The sequence below is a fragment of the Corynebacterium crudilactis genome, from assembly GCF_001643015.1.
GTDB lineage: Bacteria > Actinomycetota > Actinomycetes > Mycobacteriales > Mycobacteriaceae > Corynebacterium > Corynebacterium crudilactis.
The window spans coordinates 2,767,733-2,784,408 of sequence record NZ_CP015622.1 but is presented as its reverse complement, the minus strand read 5'-3'; the positions used below and the strand labels follow the sequence as shown (position 1 = coordinate 2,784,408).

The window sequence follows — 16,676 nt, the reverse complement described above, 5'->3', positions numbered from 1 at the left end:
ATGCGATCCGGTAGCTTCCTGATGTAAAGGTTTCCCTACTGTATGTGTAAGGGGGGTCACAGTTAGCGTTGTGATAGGTAGAAATCACGATCCGGTCATGGTGACCGGAGATCGGACTTAACATGACTCTTGCTGAATCTTCAACGACTGAATTTCAAGCGACTGAGGCTGCGAAGCTTCGGAATAATCGACACCGCCCGCCTGCTCGCGCATGGCTTATTGTTGCCTTGCTGGTGATTTTTCAGATTATCGCCTTTGCAGATAAAGCGGTCCTTGGACTGGTTGCTCCGGATGCTATGTCAGAGCTTGGCCTGAATGCTACTCAATTTGGATTTATTGGTAGTGCATTCTTTTTCCTCTATGCCATTGTCTCGGTAATCACAGGAATCCTGGCTTCAAAAATTTCGGTGCGTTGGATCCTTTTGTCCCTGGGTGTTATTTGGGCGGTTATGCAGTTTCCGATGCTAATTGGTGGCGGAGCTGCAGTGCTATTGGCAACACGCATTATTCTTGGTGGTGCTGAGGGGCCTGCGACCGCTATGTCTTTGACATCTGCACATACGTGGTTCCATCCTTCACGTCGTGCTCTTCCATCAAATCTCATCGCGATTGGTTCTACTATGGGGCCAGTTTTTGCAGCTCCATTTATTGCTTGGGTAATTGGCGTGTGGGGCTGGCGATGGGCCTTCGGAGCTTTGGGAATCATCGGCTTGGTCTGGGTCGTGGCATGGCTCATTTTGGGAAGTGATGGACCTTATCGCAACGGTCGTACTGCCGAGGAAACTGTAGAAAATACAGAAGAATCTGCAGATAGTTTTGCAGAGACTGATACAGATAAAGTTGATGATCAGCTGCCCGTTAATATTTGGCGAGCACTGTTTAGCGTTGCTTTCTTCTCGGCTCTCTTCGGAGCGATTTCAAACTTCTGGGTACAAGGTTTTCTCACAACGTGGTTGCCTCAATATTTGGGTACTGTGTTGGGGTTCTCCCTCTCAGAAATTGGTGTGTACACCACTTTTCCATGGGTGCTTGGAGCGCTTGTCCTTTTAGTTCTTGGAGCTTTGGGGCAGGGCTTGATGCGACGCGGTACTAACGCACACCTAGCTATTGCTGTTCCTTTTGGTTTATCCACAGCCATCGCCGGCATAGCATTTTTATTGATTCCGAGTTCTTCAGGTGTACTTGGTGTGGTTTTGCTCAGTATCGCAGGCGGTTGTAGCTTGGTGTTCCCGATGACGGCATCCGCAATTGGCTTTTCTGTTGGACCAAAGCAGCGCCCCATCATGATGGCAACCCTTGGTGGTTTTGGAGCTTTCGGTGCAATTGTGTCCCCAATTTTGGTTGGTTGGCTGATGACATCCGCTGGTTATATTGCTCCTGCTAAGGGGGTAGCACCTTCTACAGAAATGGTTGAAGCAATGACTACGGGAGTAAACACTGCATTTTTGATCACTGGTGTGTTGCTGGTAACTGCTGGTTTGGTTGCGGCAGTCTTCCTCCGTCCGGAGAAGCTGGGTCGCACTCTGCAGGCTCGGTATGTAACCAATAATTCTTAATTTAAAACTCGCTACCTAATTTTGGTGCAGAGATAAGGAGAACATCATGACTTCAATCGTTCCGAACACATTTGATCCACAAGTTTTTCGTGAAGTAATGGGGCATTATCCCACCGGGGTAGCAGTTGTTACCGGGCGTACTGAAGAGGGCGAGATTCTTGCTTTAGTTGTGGGTACTTTTTCTTCAGTATCATTGGATCCGCCATTGGTGTCTTTCATGCCGATGAAGACATCTCGGACTTTTCAGAAGCTAAGAACTTGTTCCACTTTGTGCATCAGTATTCTCGGTGGTGAACAGCAAGCTGAAATGCTAGCAGTCGCTCAGCGTTGGGAAAATAAGTTAGATGGTATTGATTGGTTCCCTTCACCTTCAGGGGATCCTGTACTTCGAAATGCCATTGCTTGGATAGACACGACAATCGCTGAGGTAGTTGAAGCTGGCGATCACTGGATTGTCTTGTGCGCTGTGACTGATCTGCAAATTACAAATTCTGTTCCGCCTCTTCTCTTTTTTCAAGGTGGTTATGGAAGCTTCGCTGGACTGGAATCAGGATCTCGCATGAGTCATGAGATTTTGCCAGCGATTCATGCAGCTCACAATGCTAATAATGAGCTCAGAGATTTGGCTGACTCGATTGGCTGCGAAGTTTCTGTGTTCGCTGCGGTGAGTGATGACGAATTGGCTACTGTGTTTTCGGCGCTTTCAGCAGGTGCTACTCGTGAAGGTGGATTGGCTAGTCGTTTCCCTCTAGTTCCACCGATTGGTGATAGCTACCTGTTTGATAAGTCACCAGAGTTGCAAGAGCGCTGGATGAACAAATTGCGCAAGCCTTCTGATGAAATCCGCGAGATGCATCAGCGCCGCTTGGAGTTTATCCGTGAGCATGGGTATTTGCCGGCTTTTCTTCCTGAAGAAGGATCACGTGCATATGAGCAAATGATTCAGGCGACGAGGGAATATAAGAAAGCAGCACTTACTCCGCAAGAAGAGCGCAGTATTCGAGAGACGATTGGTTCTACGCCAGTAGATTATGAACCTCGCGAAATTATTGACGCTGAGACTTATGATGTGGGCTCTATCGTGTTTCCAGTGCGTGACCCTTCCGGGGAGTACACCATGACACTTCGTTTGGCTCAGCTTCCGATGTCAGTTGGTGGGGCAACAATTATGGATTGGGTTGAGCGCACTCGCATGGTTATTGCCGAAATTGAGCGTTCTGAAGTCTTAGCGGAATAGGTGGAAAATCAATGACTGACAACCAGCTAGCTGCTTTGGAACAAAGAATTGACGTTCTGGAATCTGAAGCGCAGATTCGTAAGATCCAAGCACGTTATATGTTCTTGTGCGATACTCCATGCCCTGTTTATCCACCCGTAGATGATGCAGAACGGATTGAACTCATCGTGGATCTTTATACCGAGGATGCCATCTGGGAAGGAGTTGGAGAATATTACGATGGCCAGTTTGGGCGTGCTGAAGGAAAAGATGAAATCCGCGCACATTTCAATCGTTTTTGGTCTGTTGATAAAGAACCAAAGCTTCTATTGAATGCGCATTATCTCACCTCTGAACAGGTTGATGTCGATGGCGATGAGGCCACGGGACTTTGGATTCATATGCAGCCTTGGCTTTTTAGTGATGGGACAGCATTACTGAGGTCAAGTCGTCTTAACAATGCTTTCCGTCGTGAAAACGGGCAGTGGAAGATAATACGCACACGAACAGAGAATGTTTTTGTAGCACCGTTACCTGAGGGGTTTGCTGAGGCATTCCCACACAGTTCAGTTCTTATGAAATAACAAAATGTCACCCCATATCTAGGGATATGGGGTGACATTTTGTTGTCATAGAAGTCTGATTAAAGAGGTGGAGCCGGTGACGGGAATCGAACCCGCGCCACCTGCTTGGGAAGCAGGAGTTCTACCATTGAACTACACCGGCAGTGCCTTGTGGAAAGCTAAAAATAAGGCTAGCATTGCAAAAAGCAACAATGCGTACTGGTGTGGCGAAAACCTCAAAGATTCCACCTGTGGCTAATCCTTAAGCATCTGGCGCTACACTGGTTGACGTGCTTCTTTCAGATCGTGACATCCGTAAATCAATTGACGCAGGCGACTTGGGAATTGAGCCTTTTGACCCTGAGCTCATTCAACCATCGAGTGTTGATGTCCGCATGGACCGCTACTTTAGAGTTTTCAATAACTCCAAGTACACACACATCGATCCTAAGGTGAACCAAGATGAGCTGACCAGCCTTGTAGAGGTTGAGGAGGGTGAGGCTTTTGTGCTGCACCCTGGTGAGTTTGTGCTGGCTTCGACGCTAGAAAAATTCACCCTGCCTACTCATCTAGCTGGCCGTTTGGAGGGTAAGTCTTCTCTGGGTCGTCTTGGCCTGTTGACTCACTCCACTGCAGGTTTTATTGATCCTGGTTTCAATGGTTATATCACTTTGGAGCTCTCCAACGTGGCTAACTTGCCTATTACTTTGTGGCCTGGAATGAAGGTTGGCCAGTTGGCGCTGTTCCAGTTGAGTTCTCCAGCTGAGACTCCTTATGGTTCGGGCAAGCTTGGTTCTAAGTATCAGGGTCAGCGTGGACCAACCCCGTCGAAGGCGTATTTAAACTTCCCGGATGAGTGATATCGGCTGTCCCGGTCGCGGGTTGTGTTAAAACGTGTTGAGATAATCTCCGGTCCACTTTTCATTGAAAGGAATCTCCCTACATGCGGATGACAGTGATTGGTACGGGATACCTTGGCGCAACACACGCAGCCTGCATGGCTGAGCTTGGCCATGAGGTACTTGGTGTCGATGTTGATGAGGCAAAAATTGCGTCATTAAAAGACAGTAAAGTGCCATTTTTTGAGCCCGGTCTGCCGGAGGTTTTGGAACGTAACCTGGAAAATGGTCGTCTGAATTTCACCACTGATTACACCGAGGTAGCAGGTTTTGCTCAGGTGCATTTCTTGGGTGTGGGTACGCCGCAGCAGAAGGGTTCTTTTGCTGCGGATTTGACCTATGTTCGTCAGGTTGTGGAAGATTTGGTGCCATTGCTTGAGGGCAACCACATCATTTTCGGCAAGTCCACAGTTCCGGTTGGTACTGCTGAGCAGCTGCAGGAGTTGGCGGATTCTTTGGTGCAGCCGGGATCTCATGTGGAGATCGCGTGGAACCCAGAGTTTTTGCGCGAGGGTTTTGCAGTGAAAGATACGATCACTCCAGACCGCATCGTGGTCGGAGTGCGTGCAGGATCTGACGCGGCAGATGTGGCGCGCGAGGTTTATGCCACAGCACTTGCTGCGGACACTCCGTTTTTGGTCACGGATTTGGCTACTGCTGAGCTGGTTAAAGTATCGGCTAATGCGTTTTTGGCTACCAAGATTTCTTTCATTAATGCGGTTGCTGAGATTTGTGAGCAAACGGGCGCGGATGTGGTTGCGCTGGCAGATGCCATCGGCCACGATGATCGCATTGGTCGTAAATTCTTAGGCGCAGGCCTGGGCTTCGGCGGTGGTTGCTTGCCTAAGGACATCCGCGCGTTCATGGCTCGCGCCGGTGAATTGGGTGCTGACCAGGCATTGACCTTCTTGCGTGAAGTTGATTCTATTAATATGCGTCGCCGTGATCGTACGGTGCAGCTGGCCAAGGAAATGTGTGGTGGCTCGTTGCTGGGCAAGCGCATCACGGTGTTGGGCGCGGCTTTTAAGCCAAATTCGGACGATGTCCGCGATTCCCCAGCGTTGTCGGTCGCTGGTTCGCTGTCGCTTCAGGGCGCGGCGGTGTCGGTCTATGATCCGGAAGCGATGGACAACGCTCGACGCGTCTTCCCGACGCTAAGCTATGCAGCCAGCACCAAAGAGGCGCTTATCGACGCCCACCTCGTCGTTCTTGCTACGGAATGGCAAGAATTCCGCGACCTTGACCCGGAAGTGGCGGGAGGGGTCGTCGAAAAGCGAGCTATTATTGATGGCCGCAACGTCCTTGATGTGGCCAAGTGGAAGTCTGCTGGCTGGGAAATGCAGGCGCTCGGCCGCAACCTTTAGTGGCGGTGGACCAGGCGGGGCTTGCTGTCATCTCGTGGAGCAGGCTCATCGCCAGGCACCGTCCAGGCGGCAATGAGTGTTGTGATTGGGACAGCCAGCGTCAACGTAAGGGCTCCGACTCCTGAGCGCAACAGCTCACCAGCCATAACATCACTGGTCAGCGTCTGAATGAGTGGACGCTCGGCTAGCGATAACAGCAGCAAAAGCGGTAGTGCAGCGCCGGTATATCCCAGCACAAGGGTGTAGATCATAGAAGAAATATGGTCGCGGCCCACAGACATTGCGCCGGTGAAAAGTCGCCACGGGGTGGCGTCATCATCGATTTCAGCGAGCTCATTAATTGTGGATGCTTGGGAGATCGTCACATCATTGAGCACACCCAAGGTGCCGATAATAAATGAGGCCAACAACAACCCAGAGATGGACACCTCGGGCAGATAATTAATAATCTTGAGGTGGTTTTCATCGCCGAGCCCGCGCAAATTCGTGGTCACAATCGCAGCCCACGACAGCACTGCAGACAGCACCAATGCCACCAATGTTCCGGCCAAAGCAGCGGCAGATTTCCAATTGAGCCCGTGCACCATCGGCACCACAATCAACAGGATGGTGGCTCCACAAATCAGCGCCAACCACATGGCATCATGACCACTGGCAAGTCCAGGGAGAAGGAAAATTCCCACGATTCCTAAGGTGATCACCAGGCCGAATAGGGCGCGCACACCTCGCCATGCAGCAAAAGTTCCCATGGCCAAGATGAGAACGATGCCCCACACCACTAAAGCAATGCCACGCTGAAAATCAGCAAAAGTGTAGATGATGCCGCCGTTAGCATCGGGAGTTTCCACCATGCGGATCTTATCGCCTTCAGCAAACTCCGGTTCACCAGGCTGCGCATAAGTAATCAGCTGGGTTTTCTGCCCCTCATTGATGCCGGAGGTGATATCAACAAGTGCGCGCACACACTCTAAAGTGGCAGACTCTAAGGGGATGGTGGGGCTGCCACTAAAAGCGCGTCCAGTATCGGGAGAATTACAGGCTGCGCCATCCACAAGTGTGATGGTGCCATCTACCTGCTCATGATTGCCTGCAAAGGTCTGCGAAAAGTTATCTGCCAAGACAACATCGTCTGAATTTGGCCAGAGCATCACCATGCCCACAAGCGTGACGATGACAGAAGAGACCAAAAATGTCAGTAACCCAACTCTCCAGGGAGACCTTTTTGATGTCGTTGATGCAGTGGCGTGTTTTCCCACGGTGTCTCCTAAATAAGGACAGGCACATTTAACAGATGAAGCCTAACCCAGCTGCTCTCTTAGTCCAACAGCGAGTCCCCACCTGAGAAGGTGGGGACTCGCTGTTGAGGGGATTCAAGGATAAAGCGTTATTGCTTATAGGTGGAGAGGAAGTTGCCGAGGCGCTCAATGGCATTTTCCAACTGCGATGCCCATGGCAAGGTGACCACACGGAAGTGATCTGGATGAGGCCAGTTAAAGCCAGTTCCTTGGACCATGAGAATCTTTTCTGCACGAAGCAAATCGAGCATCAGCTGAGTGTCATCGTGGATTTCATGCACATTGGGATCAAGCTTTGGGAATGCATACAACGCGCCCATTGGCTTCACGCAACTGACACCTGGAATTTCATTGAGTTTTGTCCATGCCATATTGCGTTGTTCCAGCAAACGGCCGTGTTTACCAGTGAGATCATAGATGGATTGGCGTCCACCGAGAGCCACCTGAATAGCGTGTTGAGCTGGCACATTCGGGCACAGGCGCGTACCTGCAAGCAGCTCTAATCCCTCGATGAATCCACGAGCATATTGCTTTGGTCCAGTGATCACCATCCAGCCAGCGCGGTAACCAGCGACACGGTATGCCTTGGACAAGCCGTTGTAGGTGATGCACAAAAGATCAGGGGCAAGGGTAGCCAAGCTGATGTGCTCGGCATCATCGTAGAGAATCCGGTCATAGATTTCATCGGCCAAAATTAGCAGATCATGTTCGCGGGCGATATCCACGATCTGCTGTAACACCTTGCGTGGATACACTGCACCCGTTGGGTTGTTTGGGTTGATCACCACGATGGCTTTGGTTTTTTCCGAAATCTTGGACTTGATGTCCTCGATGGACGGATTCCACTCATCTTCCTCATCGCAGAGGTAGTGCACTGGTTTGCCGCCAGCCAACGACGTCGCAGCCGTCCACAGCGGATAATCCGGTGCTGGGATTAGCACTTCATCGCCGTCATTGAGCAATGCTTGGGTGGTCATGGTGATGAGCTCTGAGACACCATTGCCCAAGAACACATCTTCAACATCAAAGTGGGGGAATCCAGGCACAACTTCGTAGCGGGTTACCACAGCTCGGCGGGCTGGAATAATGCCCTTTGAGGTGGAATAACCCTGAGAAGTTGGAAGGTTGGCAATCATGTCACGCATGATCACGTCTGGAGCGTCGAATCCGAATACAGCAGGATTGCCTGTGTTGAGCTTTAAGATATTATGCCCATCGAGCTCCATGCGTTCCGCCTCCGCGGCCACCGGGCCACGGATCTCGTACAGCACGTCCTTCATCTTCTCCGACTGATCGAAGACGCGGCGAGTTCGCCGAGTAGGACGCGCCGCCTGATCCGCGCCCACAGCCTTGTTGGCGGTGTCGGTGGTTTTAGAGGTTTTGCGCTTGTCTGTAGTCACTTGTTCAATGTTGCCACTTTGCGCGCCCAGTTAAAAGCTATTGGATGAATAATTCCTGTTTGATTGCCTAAAAGGGGCAGTGGGGGTGTTGTTTGTGTGGCAGTTTGGCTGATCAATGACTGTTTCGCCGATGTTACTGTTGAACTTCCATACTGTCTGCTGGTGTATATATGGCGCTCATTAAAATATTTCTGGAGGGCTGACTGATCGGTTAAGCAGGCAGCTTTAGCAAGTGCTCAAGATATGGTGGGGTCGGCAGTGTGCAAAAGTGCAGGCATTAAAAGCTGGCCTTAATTATGTGTCTCATGTCATATCTATTGCTTTTGCGTGAATGGGTCATACATAATGATTGCAATGCTTTTCTCAAGAACTGGTTGAGGAAAAGCCAAGGATTGTAACCCGCAAGGGGCAAGACCTGAAACATAGACGATTAATCTCGTCTGCGTTTCAGGTCTTTTGTCATTTTCGGGTAGATGTGACCCAAGCATGTGAACGAAAAGGATAACGGCAATGGCAGCAAAAACAGACTTCGGCCCTTTAACGGCCGATGTTGTCAAAGCGCTGGGCGGGGCAGACAATGTGCGAAGTGTGACGCATTGTGCCACCAGGCTTCGCTTCAAAATCAAGGATTCTGACAAGGCTGATATCGCCAAGGCAGGAGAAATTAGTGGTGTCATCACGGCGATCAACTCGGGTGGACAACACCAAGTTGTGATTGGAAATGATGTTCCACTGGCTTATCAAGCACTGATGGAAGTTCCCGGCATGCGCGCCAAAGGCATTAAAGATGGCGATGCAGAAGTAGACGATGACGGTGGGGCAGAGGATAAGAACTGGCTCAACAAGTTCATTGATCTGATTTCTGCGCTGTTCTCACCGATTGTGTGGGCTTTGGCTGGCATCGGTTTGGGCAAAGCTGGTCTTACGCTTGTGAGCACCATTGGGATTTTAGATACCGAATCTAGTACATATGCCATTTTCAACGCGATGTTTGATGGCCTGTTTTACTTCCTGCCATTCTTCCTCGCATTGACGGCCGCCAAACGTTTTAAAGTTAATCAGTTCATTGCGCTATCAATTGTGGCTGCATTGCTGCACCCCACGATGGAAGCAATGGTCGGTGCTGAAGGGGTAAGTTTCCTCAGCTTGCCTTTGACCATGATGTCCTACTCTTCATCAGTGATCCCTGTGGTTGTGGCGATATGGGTGGCTGGATATTTGCAACGATGGCTGGAGAAGGTACTGCCCGGTGCGATCCGAAACTTCTTCACACCGCTGATTGTGGTGTTGGTTATGGTTCCATTGGTGCTGTTTACTATCGGACCTGTCACCATTGCTGCAGCTAATGCACTATCTGCTGGCATCGGATTCCTCTTTGAAACGGTTCCATGGTTGGCGGGTGGCCTCATGGGCGCATTTTGGCAGGTCTTCGTTATGTTTGGTCTGCACTGGGGGCTGATTCCGGTGATGATTAATGACATCGCCACCCAAGGCTTCTCCTACATGATGGCACCGCTGATCGCAGCAATCTTTGGTCAGGTTGGCGCTGCAACTGCAGTGTGGATTCGAACTAAGAACCCCGAGATTAAGAAGGTTGCTGGTCCTGGTATCTTCTCTGGTTTCTTTGCAGGTGTTACTGAACCAATCATTTACGGTGTGAACCTCCCATTGAAGTACCCCTTCTATGCGGGTGCGATCGCTGGTGGTATTGGTGGCGTGATTGCAGGAATTGGCGGCAGTGCTTTTGATGCCTTTGTTTTCCCATCGGTGATGGCCTTCGCGGCGACGCTCAGTGTTGGTAGCTTTGTCTTGCAACTTATCGGATCGTTTACGGCACTCATCTTAGGATTCGTTATCACTGTGGTGATATTCCGAAGGGAACAAAACGTCGATAAGCAAGAAACCGACACCACCCCAAATGTGACTGCAGCCGTAAGCGGCACCTACGTGCCGCTGGCAGAGATTCCTGACAAGGTGTTTTCTTCTGGAGCCATGGGAGATGGATTTGGTATCGTGCCGGAAAACGGTGAGATTGTGTCGCCGGTGGAAGGTCAGTTGATCGCGGTGCAAAAATCTGGGCACGCATATGGCATTCGCGGGGATAACGGAATTGAAGTTCTGGTGCACGTGGGCATTGACACCGTCAAAATGGCAGGTGAGGGATTCGAAATCCTCGTGGCGCGTGGCGATCACGTCAAAGTTGGGCAGCCACTGGCCAAGGTTGATTTGAATGCTGTTGCGGAGGCTGGTTTCGATCCGACCACTGCGGTGATCGTGACTAACTCCAAGAAACTGGAAGGCTTGAAATTCACTGATGTTGAGGGACACGTTGGCGCAGGAGATGTGGTGATGCGTATGGAACCTTAAAAGGTTTCATCGCCCACACCCACCACACCACACATAATTTAGAAGGAGTTTTAAACCACCATGACCACATTCCCGCAAGGTTTCCTCTGGGGCGGCGCGACCGCAGCCAACCAAATCGAAGGTGCATACAACGAAGGCGGCAAGGGCCTGTCCATCCAGGACGTCATGCCAGGCGGCGCGTTCAAGCCATGGACAGAAGGTGCCACCGACGATAACCTCAAGCTCAAGGCCATTGATTTCTACAACAACTACGTCGAAGACATCGCACTCTTCGCGGAGATGGGTTTCAAGACTTTCCGTATCTCCATCGCTTGGTCCCGTATTTTCCCCAACGGTGATGAGCAGGAGCCAAACGAAGAGGGCTTGGCGTTCTACGACCGCGTATTCGATGAGCTGGAAAAGCACGGTATTGAGCCACTAGTTACTCTTAGCCACTACGAAACTCCGCTGGGTTTGGCTCGTAAATATGGTGGATGGCGCAGCCGTGAGCTCATTGAATTCTTCGCTCATTACGCCCGCACTGTATTTAACCGATACAAGGGACGCGTGCATTACTGGCTGACCTTCAACGAGATCAATGCTGTTCTGGCGATGCCTTTCACCGCGGGTGGAATTGAAGTTCCACGCTCTGAGCTGAGTGAATCTGAGCTCTACCAAGCCATTCACCATGAGTTGGTGGCGAGCGCGTTGGTCACCAAGATCGCCCATGAGATCGATCCGAACAACCAGGTCGGCTGCATGATCATCGCGGTTCCTCGTTATGGAATCACTCCTGATCCTCGCGATCAGCTCACCGCGCAGCAGAAGTCGCATGAGGATTTTGCCTTCGGCGATATTCACGTCCGCGGCGAATACCCAGGCTACTTGCTTCGCGAATTCCGCGAAAAGGGCATCACCATCGACATCACAGATGAAGATCGTGAGATCCTCAAGAACACCGTCGACTTCGTGTCCTTCTCCTATTACATGTCGGTCTGTGAAGCCCACGATCCGGAAAACTACGCATCTGGCGCCGGCAACATCATCGGTGGCGTCACCAACCCAACCCTCGAGGCTTCCGAGTGGGGCTGGCAAGTCGACCCGATCGGCCTGCGCATCGTGCTCAACAACTACTGGGAGCGCTGGCAGAAACCACTGTTTATCGTCGAAAACGGACTAGGAGCAAAGGACGTGCTTATCGACGGACCCTCCGGCCCAACAGTCGATGACGACTACCGCATCAAGTACCTCAACGATCATCTCGTGCAGGTCGGCGAAGCAATCGAAGATGGCGTCAACCTGCTGGGCTACACCACCTGGGGTCCCATTGACTTGGTCTCTGCCTCCACTGCTCAGATGTCCAAGCGCTATGGTTTCATTTATGTAGACCGCAACGATGATGGCTCCGGCACCTTGAAGCGCTACAAGAAAAAGTCCTTCGACTGGTACCGCGATGTTATTGCCACCAACGGCGAAAGTCTGCAGGCTTAAGTACTGCCATACTCAAGTAAAAAAGGGAGGTGTCACCTCGGTGAAAGTGTTGAGAGTGCTCAACAATAATGTTGTGCTTGCCATCAAAGACAGTGCCGAGGTGGTGCTGACCGGATGGGGTGTGGGTTTCCAAAAGAAGCCGGGAGAAGATGTAGATCAGAGCAAGGTCACGCAGGTTTTCGTTCCTGAAAACAATCGCGATGCTGATCATATGGCCAGTCTTTTGGCCGAAGTTCCGTTGGAATATTTAGACCTGTCTACCGAACTGATGGCGTCGGTGTCGGCTGAACTTGAATCACCAGTAGGTAGTGCAACGGTGGTGGCGTTGGCGGACCACCTTCAAATGGCGGTAAAACGCAATGAGTTGGAACCGGAGCTGACCTCGAAACCCAATCCACTAAGCGCAGAAGTGCACCATTTGTATCCTGAGGAAACTCGCCTTGCCACCGAGATCCTGGAGCGTACCAATAATTGGCTCGCTGAAAAAGGGATCCCTCCATTGCCACCAGCGGAGGTTGTGGCAATCTCATTGCACCTGGTTAATGCTGGTTTCCGCACGGAAGACCTCGCAGAAACCTACGTGATGACCGGCGTGTTCGAACAGCTCTTTGAAGTGATTGACTCCGCCTTTGGCATTACTCTTGACCGTCAATCTGTGAACGCAGCGCGGTTTATCACACATATGCGGTACTTCTTTGTCCGTGTCCATCACAATGGCCAATTAAATGATGGAATGTCTGTGCTGCGTAACAGTTTGGAGATTTCACATCCTGAGTCGGTTGCATGTGCAGAGAGGCTGAGTCAGATCCTCAGCCTCCGATTAGGTGCAGAACTTTCCTCGGATGAACAAACCTACCTGGCGCTTCATGTTGCCCGATTAGCTGAAGATAGGGGAACTACCGCTGGCTAACAGGCTCTAGTCGGGAATCTTTGGTGAGATGTGCGCCGAAAGCTTCCTGGCCAGGTTCCAAAACGCGACCATGCGCTAAAGCACCAATGTTTAAAGGAACAAACCCTAGGTGCTCGATGACCTGTGCAACTTCCACACCTGCAGCTGCATCATCAGTGGCATAAGCAATAGCTCGACCAGTGTGCGCATCTTGTTCGATTTCGTGATAGCCGATGTGATTGAAAGTTTTGACTACTTTGGCGTCTCCAAAATATTCCGCAATGATCTCTGAAGTGCTGCGTGGATCCTGATCAATTTCTTCGAGTTCACCATTGACAGGCACCCAGTGGTTCATGGTGTCGATAACAATTTTTCCAGCAAGTCCCGTTGCATCAATGCTGCGGAATTTATGTAGCGGGACAGCAAGGAACACGATGTCGGCGTCTTTCACTGCTTGCTCAGCCGTAGTGGCTACTGCGCCTGGCATGAGGATTTCAGCGGTGAGCATAATTTTGTCCACCGAACCGGAACCTGCCACTTTGACCTCATATCCTGCAGAAACAGCTGCGCGGGCAAGTGAAGAACCTACTCGGCCAGCTCCAAGGATGGCAATGGAGGGAGTGGATAGCTCGGTGTGTGACATAAAATTCTCTACCTTTTGTTTAAAGATTGCTTTTCGGAAATCGGTGGCTGGTTGTGGCCTATCTGTAGCAACCACGGGTTAGTGGAAACTATTTCCGTGGGAGGCTTATGAAGGATGCGCCATTTTTAGCTCCAAATTCTTAAAAATGGTAAATCCTCACAAAACACCAATTTTGAAGGTATAACTCCCGAAATCCCTTAAAAAGCGTTAACGCTTCTTTTTCCACGGCTTTGTTTCAAAGGCAGTTTCTGCTGCATCTAAAGCACGTGAGGTAAGGGCATGGGTGCGTTCTTTGCGTTGTGCTTTGAGCTCCATGTCGCGAAGTTTTTCTTTCTCCCGAAGCTCCATCATGCGTCGACGCTGTAGTTGGCGAGAGGTTGGGGTGTGCCATGAGGCGGGGCCTACTTTCATGATGTAAAGCAGGATGAACACCATAGGGATAATGGCTAAAAGTACTGGTGCTAATGGTGAAGTAGTAGCTAGAACTGCAGTTCCTGTGACTGCAGCGACCGTGGTGAGTCCCATAATTCCGGCGCGTGGGCGTGCGCCTTTGCGGTGCAGTTCAGCGACTTCAGAGGCGGTATAGGTTTGTTCGGGGCGATCAACTACCGCAATTTCTTGGTTGGGGAGATCAAAGAAGATTGCGTTGAGATCTCCTCGGGTCTTCGCATTTGCGACGGCTTCACAGCGATCGTCGGTTTCTGTCATGGTGAGTCGGCCTTCTGCGTAGAACTGGCCGAGTGCTGCTAATGCGGCTGATCTTTCAGTGTCGCTGACTCTGATGGTTTTGTCTCCCGGAAATTGTTCACCCATAATTTTCCATTCTAGTTTGTTTCTTATTGTTTTAAATCCGGGGTTTCCCAGATCCTCTCGGGGGTAGGTGGAGGGATGCCGTATTAATTCCACCCAAAAACAGTATTAAACCCGGTTAATTCCGGTTTTAATAACCCGTTTTAACCGCGCGGGATTTAATGATGTAGTCAAACTAAAGTTTGATACCCTTGGCCCCAACCTCTTAATTAGTTAGATTAAATCCGTAGAAATTAACCAGTTGAACCCCGGAAGGCCAATTATCGTGATCGTTTCCACCCAGCCCATTACTGATCGCAGTGCACTCTCAGCAGAGCATGCAGAGGTCATCAAAGCAACGCTTCCATTAGTGGGTAGCAAGATCAACGAGATTACGCCGGTTTTCTATAACAAGATGTTCACCGCCCACCCAGAATTGCTCGCCAACACTTTCAATCGTGGCAACCAGAAGCAGGGCGATCAGCAGAAGGCTCTTGCTGCATCGATCGCAACTTTTGCCACCATGTTGGTCACTCCAGATGCTCCGGATCCAGTGCAGTTGCTCTCCCGCATTGGACACAAGCATGTTTCCTTGGGTATCACCGCGGATCAATACGACATTGTTCACGAGCACCTTTTCGCGGCAATCGTTGAGGTTCTCGGCGCTGAAACCGTGACCGCACCGGTTGCAGAAGCGTGGGACGCTGTCTACTGGATCATGGCTAATGTACTCATCGGCTTTGAAAATAGCCTCTACGCCTCCAATGATCTTGAGGCGGGCGATGTCTTCCGCGAGGTCACTGTCACTGCAAAGAAGCAGGTCAGTGCAACAGTGTGGGAATACACCTTGGCAGGCGAGCTGGTTTCCCCAGCGCCTGGCCAGTACACCTCCGTAGGCGTTGTGCTTGACGACGGCGCCCGCCAGCTGCGCCAGTATTCCTTGCTGGGCGGCTCCAACACCGAATACCGCATTGCAGTTGAGGATAATGGCGAGGTTTCTGCGTTCCTGCGAGATAACGTCGCTGTCGGTGACAAAATTGAGGCCACTATCGCGGCTGGCGACTTGGTGCTCAACAAGGACACCAACCCAGTTGTGCTGATTTCTCAGGGCATTGGTTCCACTCCAATGGTGGGCATGCTTGCGGGCATGAACCCAGAACGTGATGTTGTAGTTTTGCACGCTGACCAGGCTGAGGCCACCTACGCGCAGGTGGAGGAAGTGCAGGGGCTCGTCGAAAAGCTGCCAAAGGCTGCCTTTGAAATCTTCTACCGCGACAATGATCAGTGGCTCGAGGTTGCCGGCCGCATTCCTGCTGGCGCGTCGGTGTACCTGTGTGGTGGTGTGGAATTCCTCAAGAATGTGCGCGAGCAGCTCGATGCACTGGAGGAACAGCCTCGCGATGTGAACTTTGAGCTGTTCGCACCAAATGACTGGCTAATTTCTTAAACCCACACGCCAGAACTTCCACGGCGATGACTGCCCATCAAATGGGTATCGACGATGCCGATGGCTTCCATCAGGGCGAACATCGTGGTGGGACCGACGAAGGAAAAACCTTCCTTCTTCAGCGCTTTGGATAGCGCAACAGATTCCGGCGACTGCGTTGGAATCTCCTCCAGGGATTGAGGTTGTGGAGTTTCGATAGGTTTGAAGCTCCACACAAAATCCACCAGACCACCCTTCTCACGCAATTGAAGGGTGGCTTTGGCGTTGTTGATGGTGGCGAGAATCTTGCGGTTGTAGCGCACGATACCGGCATCATTCATGAGTCGATCGATATCTGTATCGGTGAACCTAGCAATTAATTCTGGGTCGAAGTTCGCAAAAGCCGCGCGGAAATTCTCCCGCTTGCGCAAAATAATCGCCCAGGACAGCCCAGATTGGAAGGCCTCCAGGCTGATTCGCTCGAAAAGTGCCTGCTCCTCGCGGATCGGCATGCCCCATTCGGTGTCATAATATTCGCGCATCTGTGGATCCTGGGCTGCCCAGCTGGGGCGTTTGAGGCCATCATCGCCAATAATTAAGGAACTCATGGGTTCTCTTTTGGCCTTCCAGGTTTAGGGATCTCACCAATATTTTTAGGTAATCGGCCAGCTTTGCGTAATTGATCGCGGAGCATGACCTCAATTTGTGCATTCGTACTGCGTGCTTCATCGGCAGACCATCGTGCAATTGCATCATAAACTGCTGGATCAAGGCGCAGTGGCACCTGTTTGCGGGCCAT

At 51.0% G+C, this 16,676-nt stretch carries 15 protein-coding genes and 1 tRNA gene; 9 read left to right on the top strand and 7 right to left on the bottom strand.

The window, feature by feature from the left end; all coding sequences use genetic code 11:
• The first annotated feature begins 122 nt into the window (after positions 1–122).
• The 3 genes from ccrud_RS12870 to ccrud_RS12860 are packed head-to-tail and all read left to right on the top strand — an operon-like array spanning position 123 to position 3,356.
• Positions 123–1,556, top strand: a complete 1,434-nt coding sequence (locus tag ccrud_RS12870) for an MFS transporter (protein ID WP_066568571.1) — start codon at positions 123–125, stop codon at positions 1,554–1,556.
• A 46-nt stretch (positions 1,557–1,602) separates the two neighbouring features.
• The gene (locus tag ccrud_RS12865) at positions 1,603–2,793 is read left to right on the top strand and encodes a flavin reductase family protein (protein WP_066568566.1); all 1,191 of its coding nucleotides are present in this window, start codon (positions 1,603–1,605) and stop codon (positions 2,791–2,793) included.
• Between the two features lie 11 nt (positions 2,794–2,804).
• Positions 2,805–3,356 carry a nuclear transport factor 2 family protein gene (locus ccrud_RS12860; RefSeq protein ID WP_066568561.1) on the top strand — a complete coding sequence of 184 codons (552 nt, stop codon included), beginning with the start codon at positions 2,805–2,807 and terminating at the stop codon, positions 3,354–3,356.
• Between the two features lie 68 nt (positions 3,357–3,424).
• Here the strand turns inward: ccrud_RS12860 and ccrud_RS12855 are convergent.
• Positions 3,425–3,498: transfer RNA gene (locus tag ccrud_RS12855), tRNA-Gly, on the bottom strand.
• Positions 3,499–3,625: 127 nt separating this feature from the next.
• On the opposite strand from ccrud_RS12855, the gene dcd reads away from it, so the two are divergent.
• Positions 3,626–4,195, top strand: a complete 570-nt coding sequence (gene dcd / locus ccrud_RS12850) for a dCTP deaminase (RefSeq protein ID WP_066568558.1) — start codon at positions 3,626–3,628, stop codon at positions 4,193–4,195.
• Between the two features lie 83 nt (positions 4,196–4,278).
• Positions 4,279–5,598, top strand: coding sequence for a UDP-glucose dehydrogenase family protein (locus ccrud_RS12845; RefSeq protein ID WP_074025531.1), 1,320 nt, complete (start codon positions 4,279–4,281; stop codon positions 5,596–5,598).
• Here the strand turns inward: ccrud_RS12845 and ccrud_RS12840 are convergent.
• Together ccrud_RS12840 and ccrud_RS12835 are read right to left on the bottom strand one after the other, a co-directional pair.
• Complete coding sequence (locus tag ccrud_RS12840) at positions 5,595–6,854, bottom strand: YibE/F family protein (RefSeq protein WP_066568552.1); 1,260 nt, start codon at positions 6,852–6,854, stop codon at positions 5,595–5,597. The two genes, ccrud_RS12845 and ccrud_RS12840, sit on opposite strands and share 4 nt — an antisense overlap.
• A 128-nt stretch (positions 6,855–6,982) precedes the next feature.
• Positions 6,983–8,293: a pyridoxal phosphate-dependent aminotransferase gene (locus tag ccrud_RS12835; RefSeq protein WP_066568549.1), complete on the bottom strand. Its 1,311-nt coding sequence runs from the start codon at positions 8,291–8,293 to the stop codon at positions 6,983–6,985.
• Positions 8,294–8,803: 510 nt separating this feature from the next.
• Between ccrud_RS12835 and ccrud_RS12830 the strand changes: the two genes are divergently transcribed.
• From ccrud_RS12830 to ccrud_RS12820, 3 genes are read left to right on the top strand one after another with little or no spacing between them, the layout of a single operon-like run.
• A complete protein-coding gene (locus tag ccrud_RS12830; protein WP_066568548.1) occupies positions 8,804–10,660 on the top strand; it encodes a beta-glucoside-specific PTS transporter subunit IIABC in 1,857 nt (618 codons plus the stop codon).
• Positions 10,661–10,720: 60 nt separating this feature from the next.
• Positions 10,721–12,130, top strand: a complete 1,410-nt coding sequence (locus tag ccrud_RS12825) for a glycoside hydrolase family 1 protein (protein WP_066568547.1) — start codon at positions 10,721–10,723, stop codon at positions 12,128–12,130.
• Positions 12,131–12,170: 40 nt separating this feature from the next.
• Positions 12,171–13,040, top strand: a complete 870-nt coding sequence (locus ccrud_RS12820; protein WP_066568546.1) for a CAT RNA binding domain-containing protein — start codon at positions 12,171–12,173, stop codon at positions 13,038–13,040.
• Here ccrud_RS12820 and ccrud_RS12815 read toward each other — a convergent pair.
• A complete protein-coding gene (locus tag ccrud_RS12815) occupies positions 13,027–13,737 on the bottom strand; it encodes an NADPH-dependent F420 reductase (RefSeq protein ID WP_281181344.1) in 711 nt (236 codons plus the stop codon). The genes ccrud_RS12820 and ccrud_RS12815 overlap by 14 nt on opposite strands.
• A 132-nt stretch (positions 13,738–13,869) precedes the next feature.
• Positions 13,870–14,475: a DUF1707 SHOCT-like domain-containing protein gene (locus ccrud_RS12810; RefSeq protein WP_066568531.1), complete on the bottom strand. Its 606-nt coding sequence runs from the start codon at positions 14,473–14,475 to the stop codon at positions 13,870–13,872.
• 262 nt (positions 14,476–14,737) lie between these two features.
• On the opposite strand from ccrud_RS12810, the gene ccrud_RS12805 reads away from it, so the two are divergent.
• Entirely contained in the window at positions 14,738–15,898 is a 1,161-nt protein-coding gene (locus ccrud_RS12805; protein ID WP_066568529.1) for a globin domain-containing protein, read from the top strand.
• Here the strand turns inward: ccrud_RS12805 and ccrud_RS12800 are convergent.
• Both ccrud_RS12800 and ccrud_RS12795 read right to left on the bottom strand, forming a co-directional pair.
• Positions 15,895–16,485: a DNA-3-methyladenine glycosylase I gene (locus ccrud_RS12800; protein ID WP_066568526.1), complete on the bottom strand. Its 591-nt coding sequence runs from the start codon at positions 16,483–16,485 to the stop codon at positions 15,895–15,897. The genes ccrud_RS12805 and ccrud_RS12800 overlap by 4 nt on opposite strands.
• Positions 16,482–16,676, bottom strand: a complete 195-nt coding sequence (locus ccrud_RS12795) for a type II toxin-antitoxin system antitoxin (protein WP_066568523.1) — start codon at positions 16,674–16,676, stop codon at positions 16,482–16,484. The genes ccrud_RS12800 and ccrud_RS12795 overlap by 4 nt, the downstream gene beginning before the upstream one ends.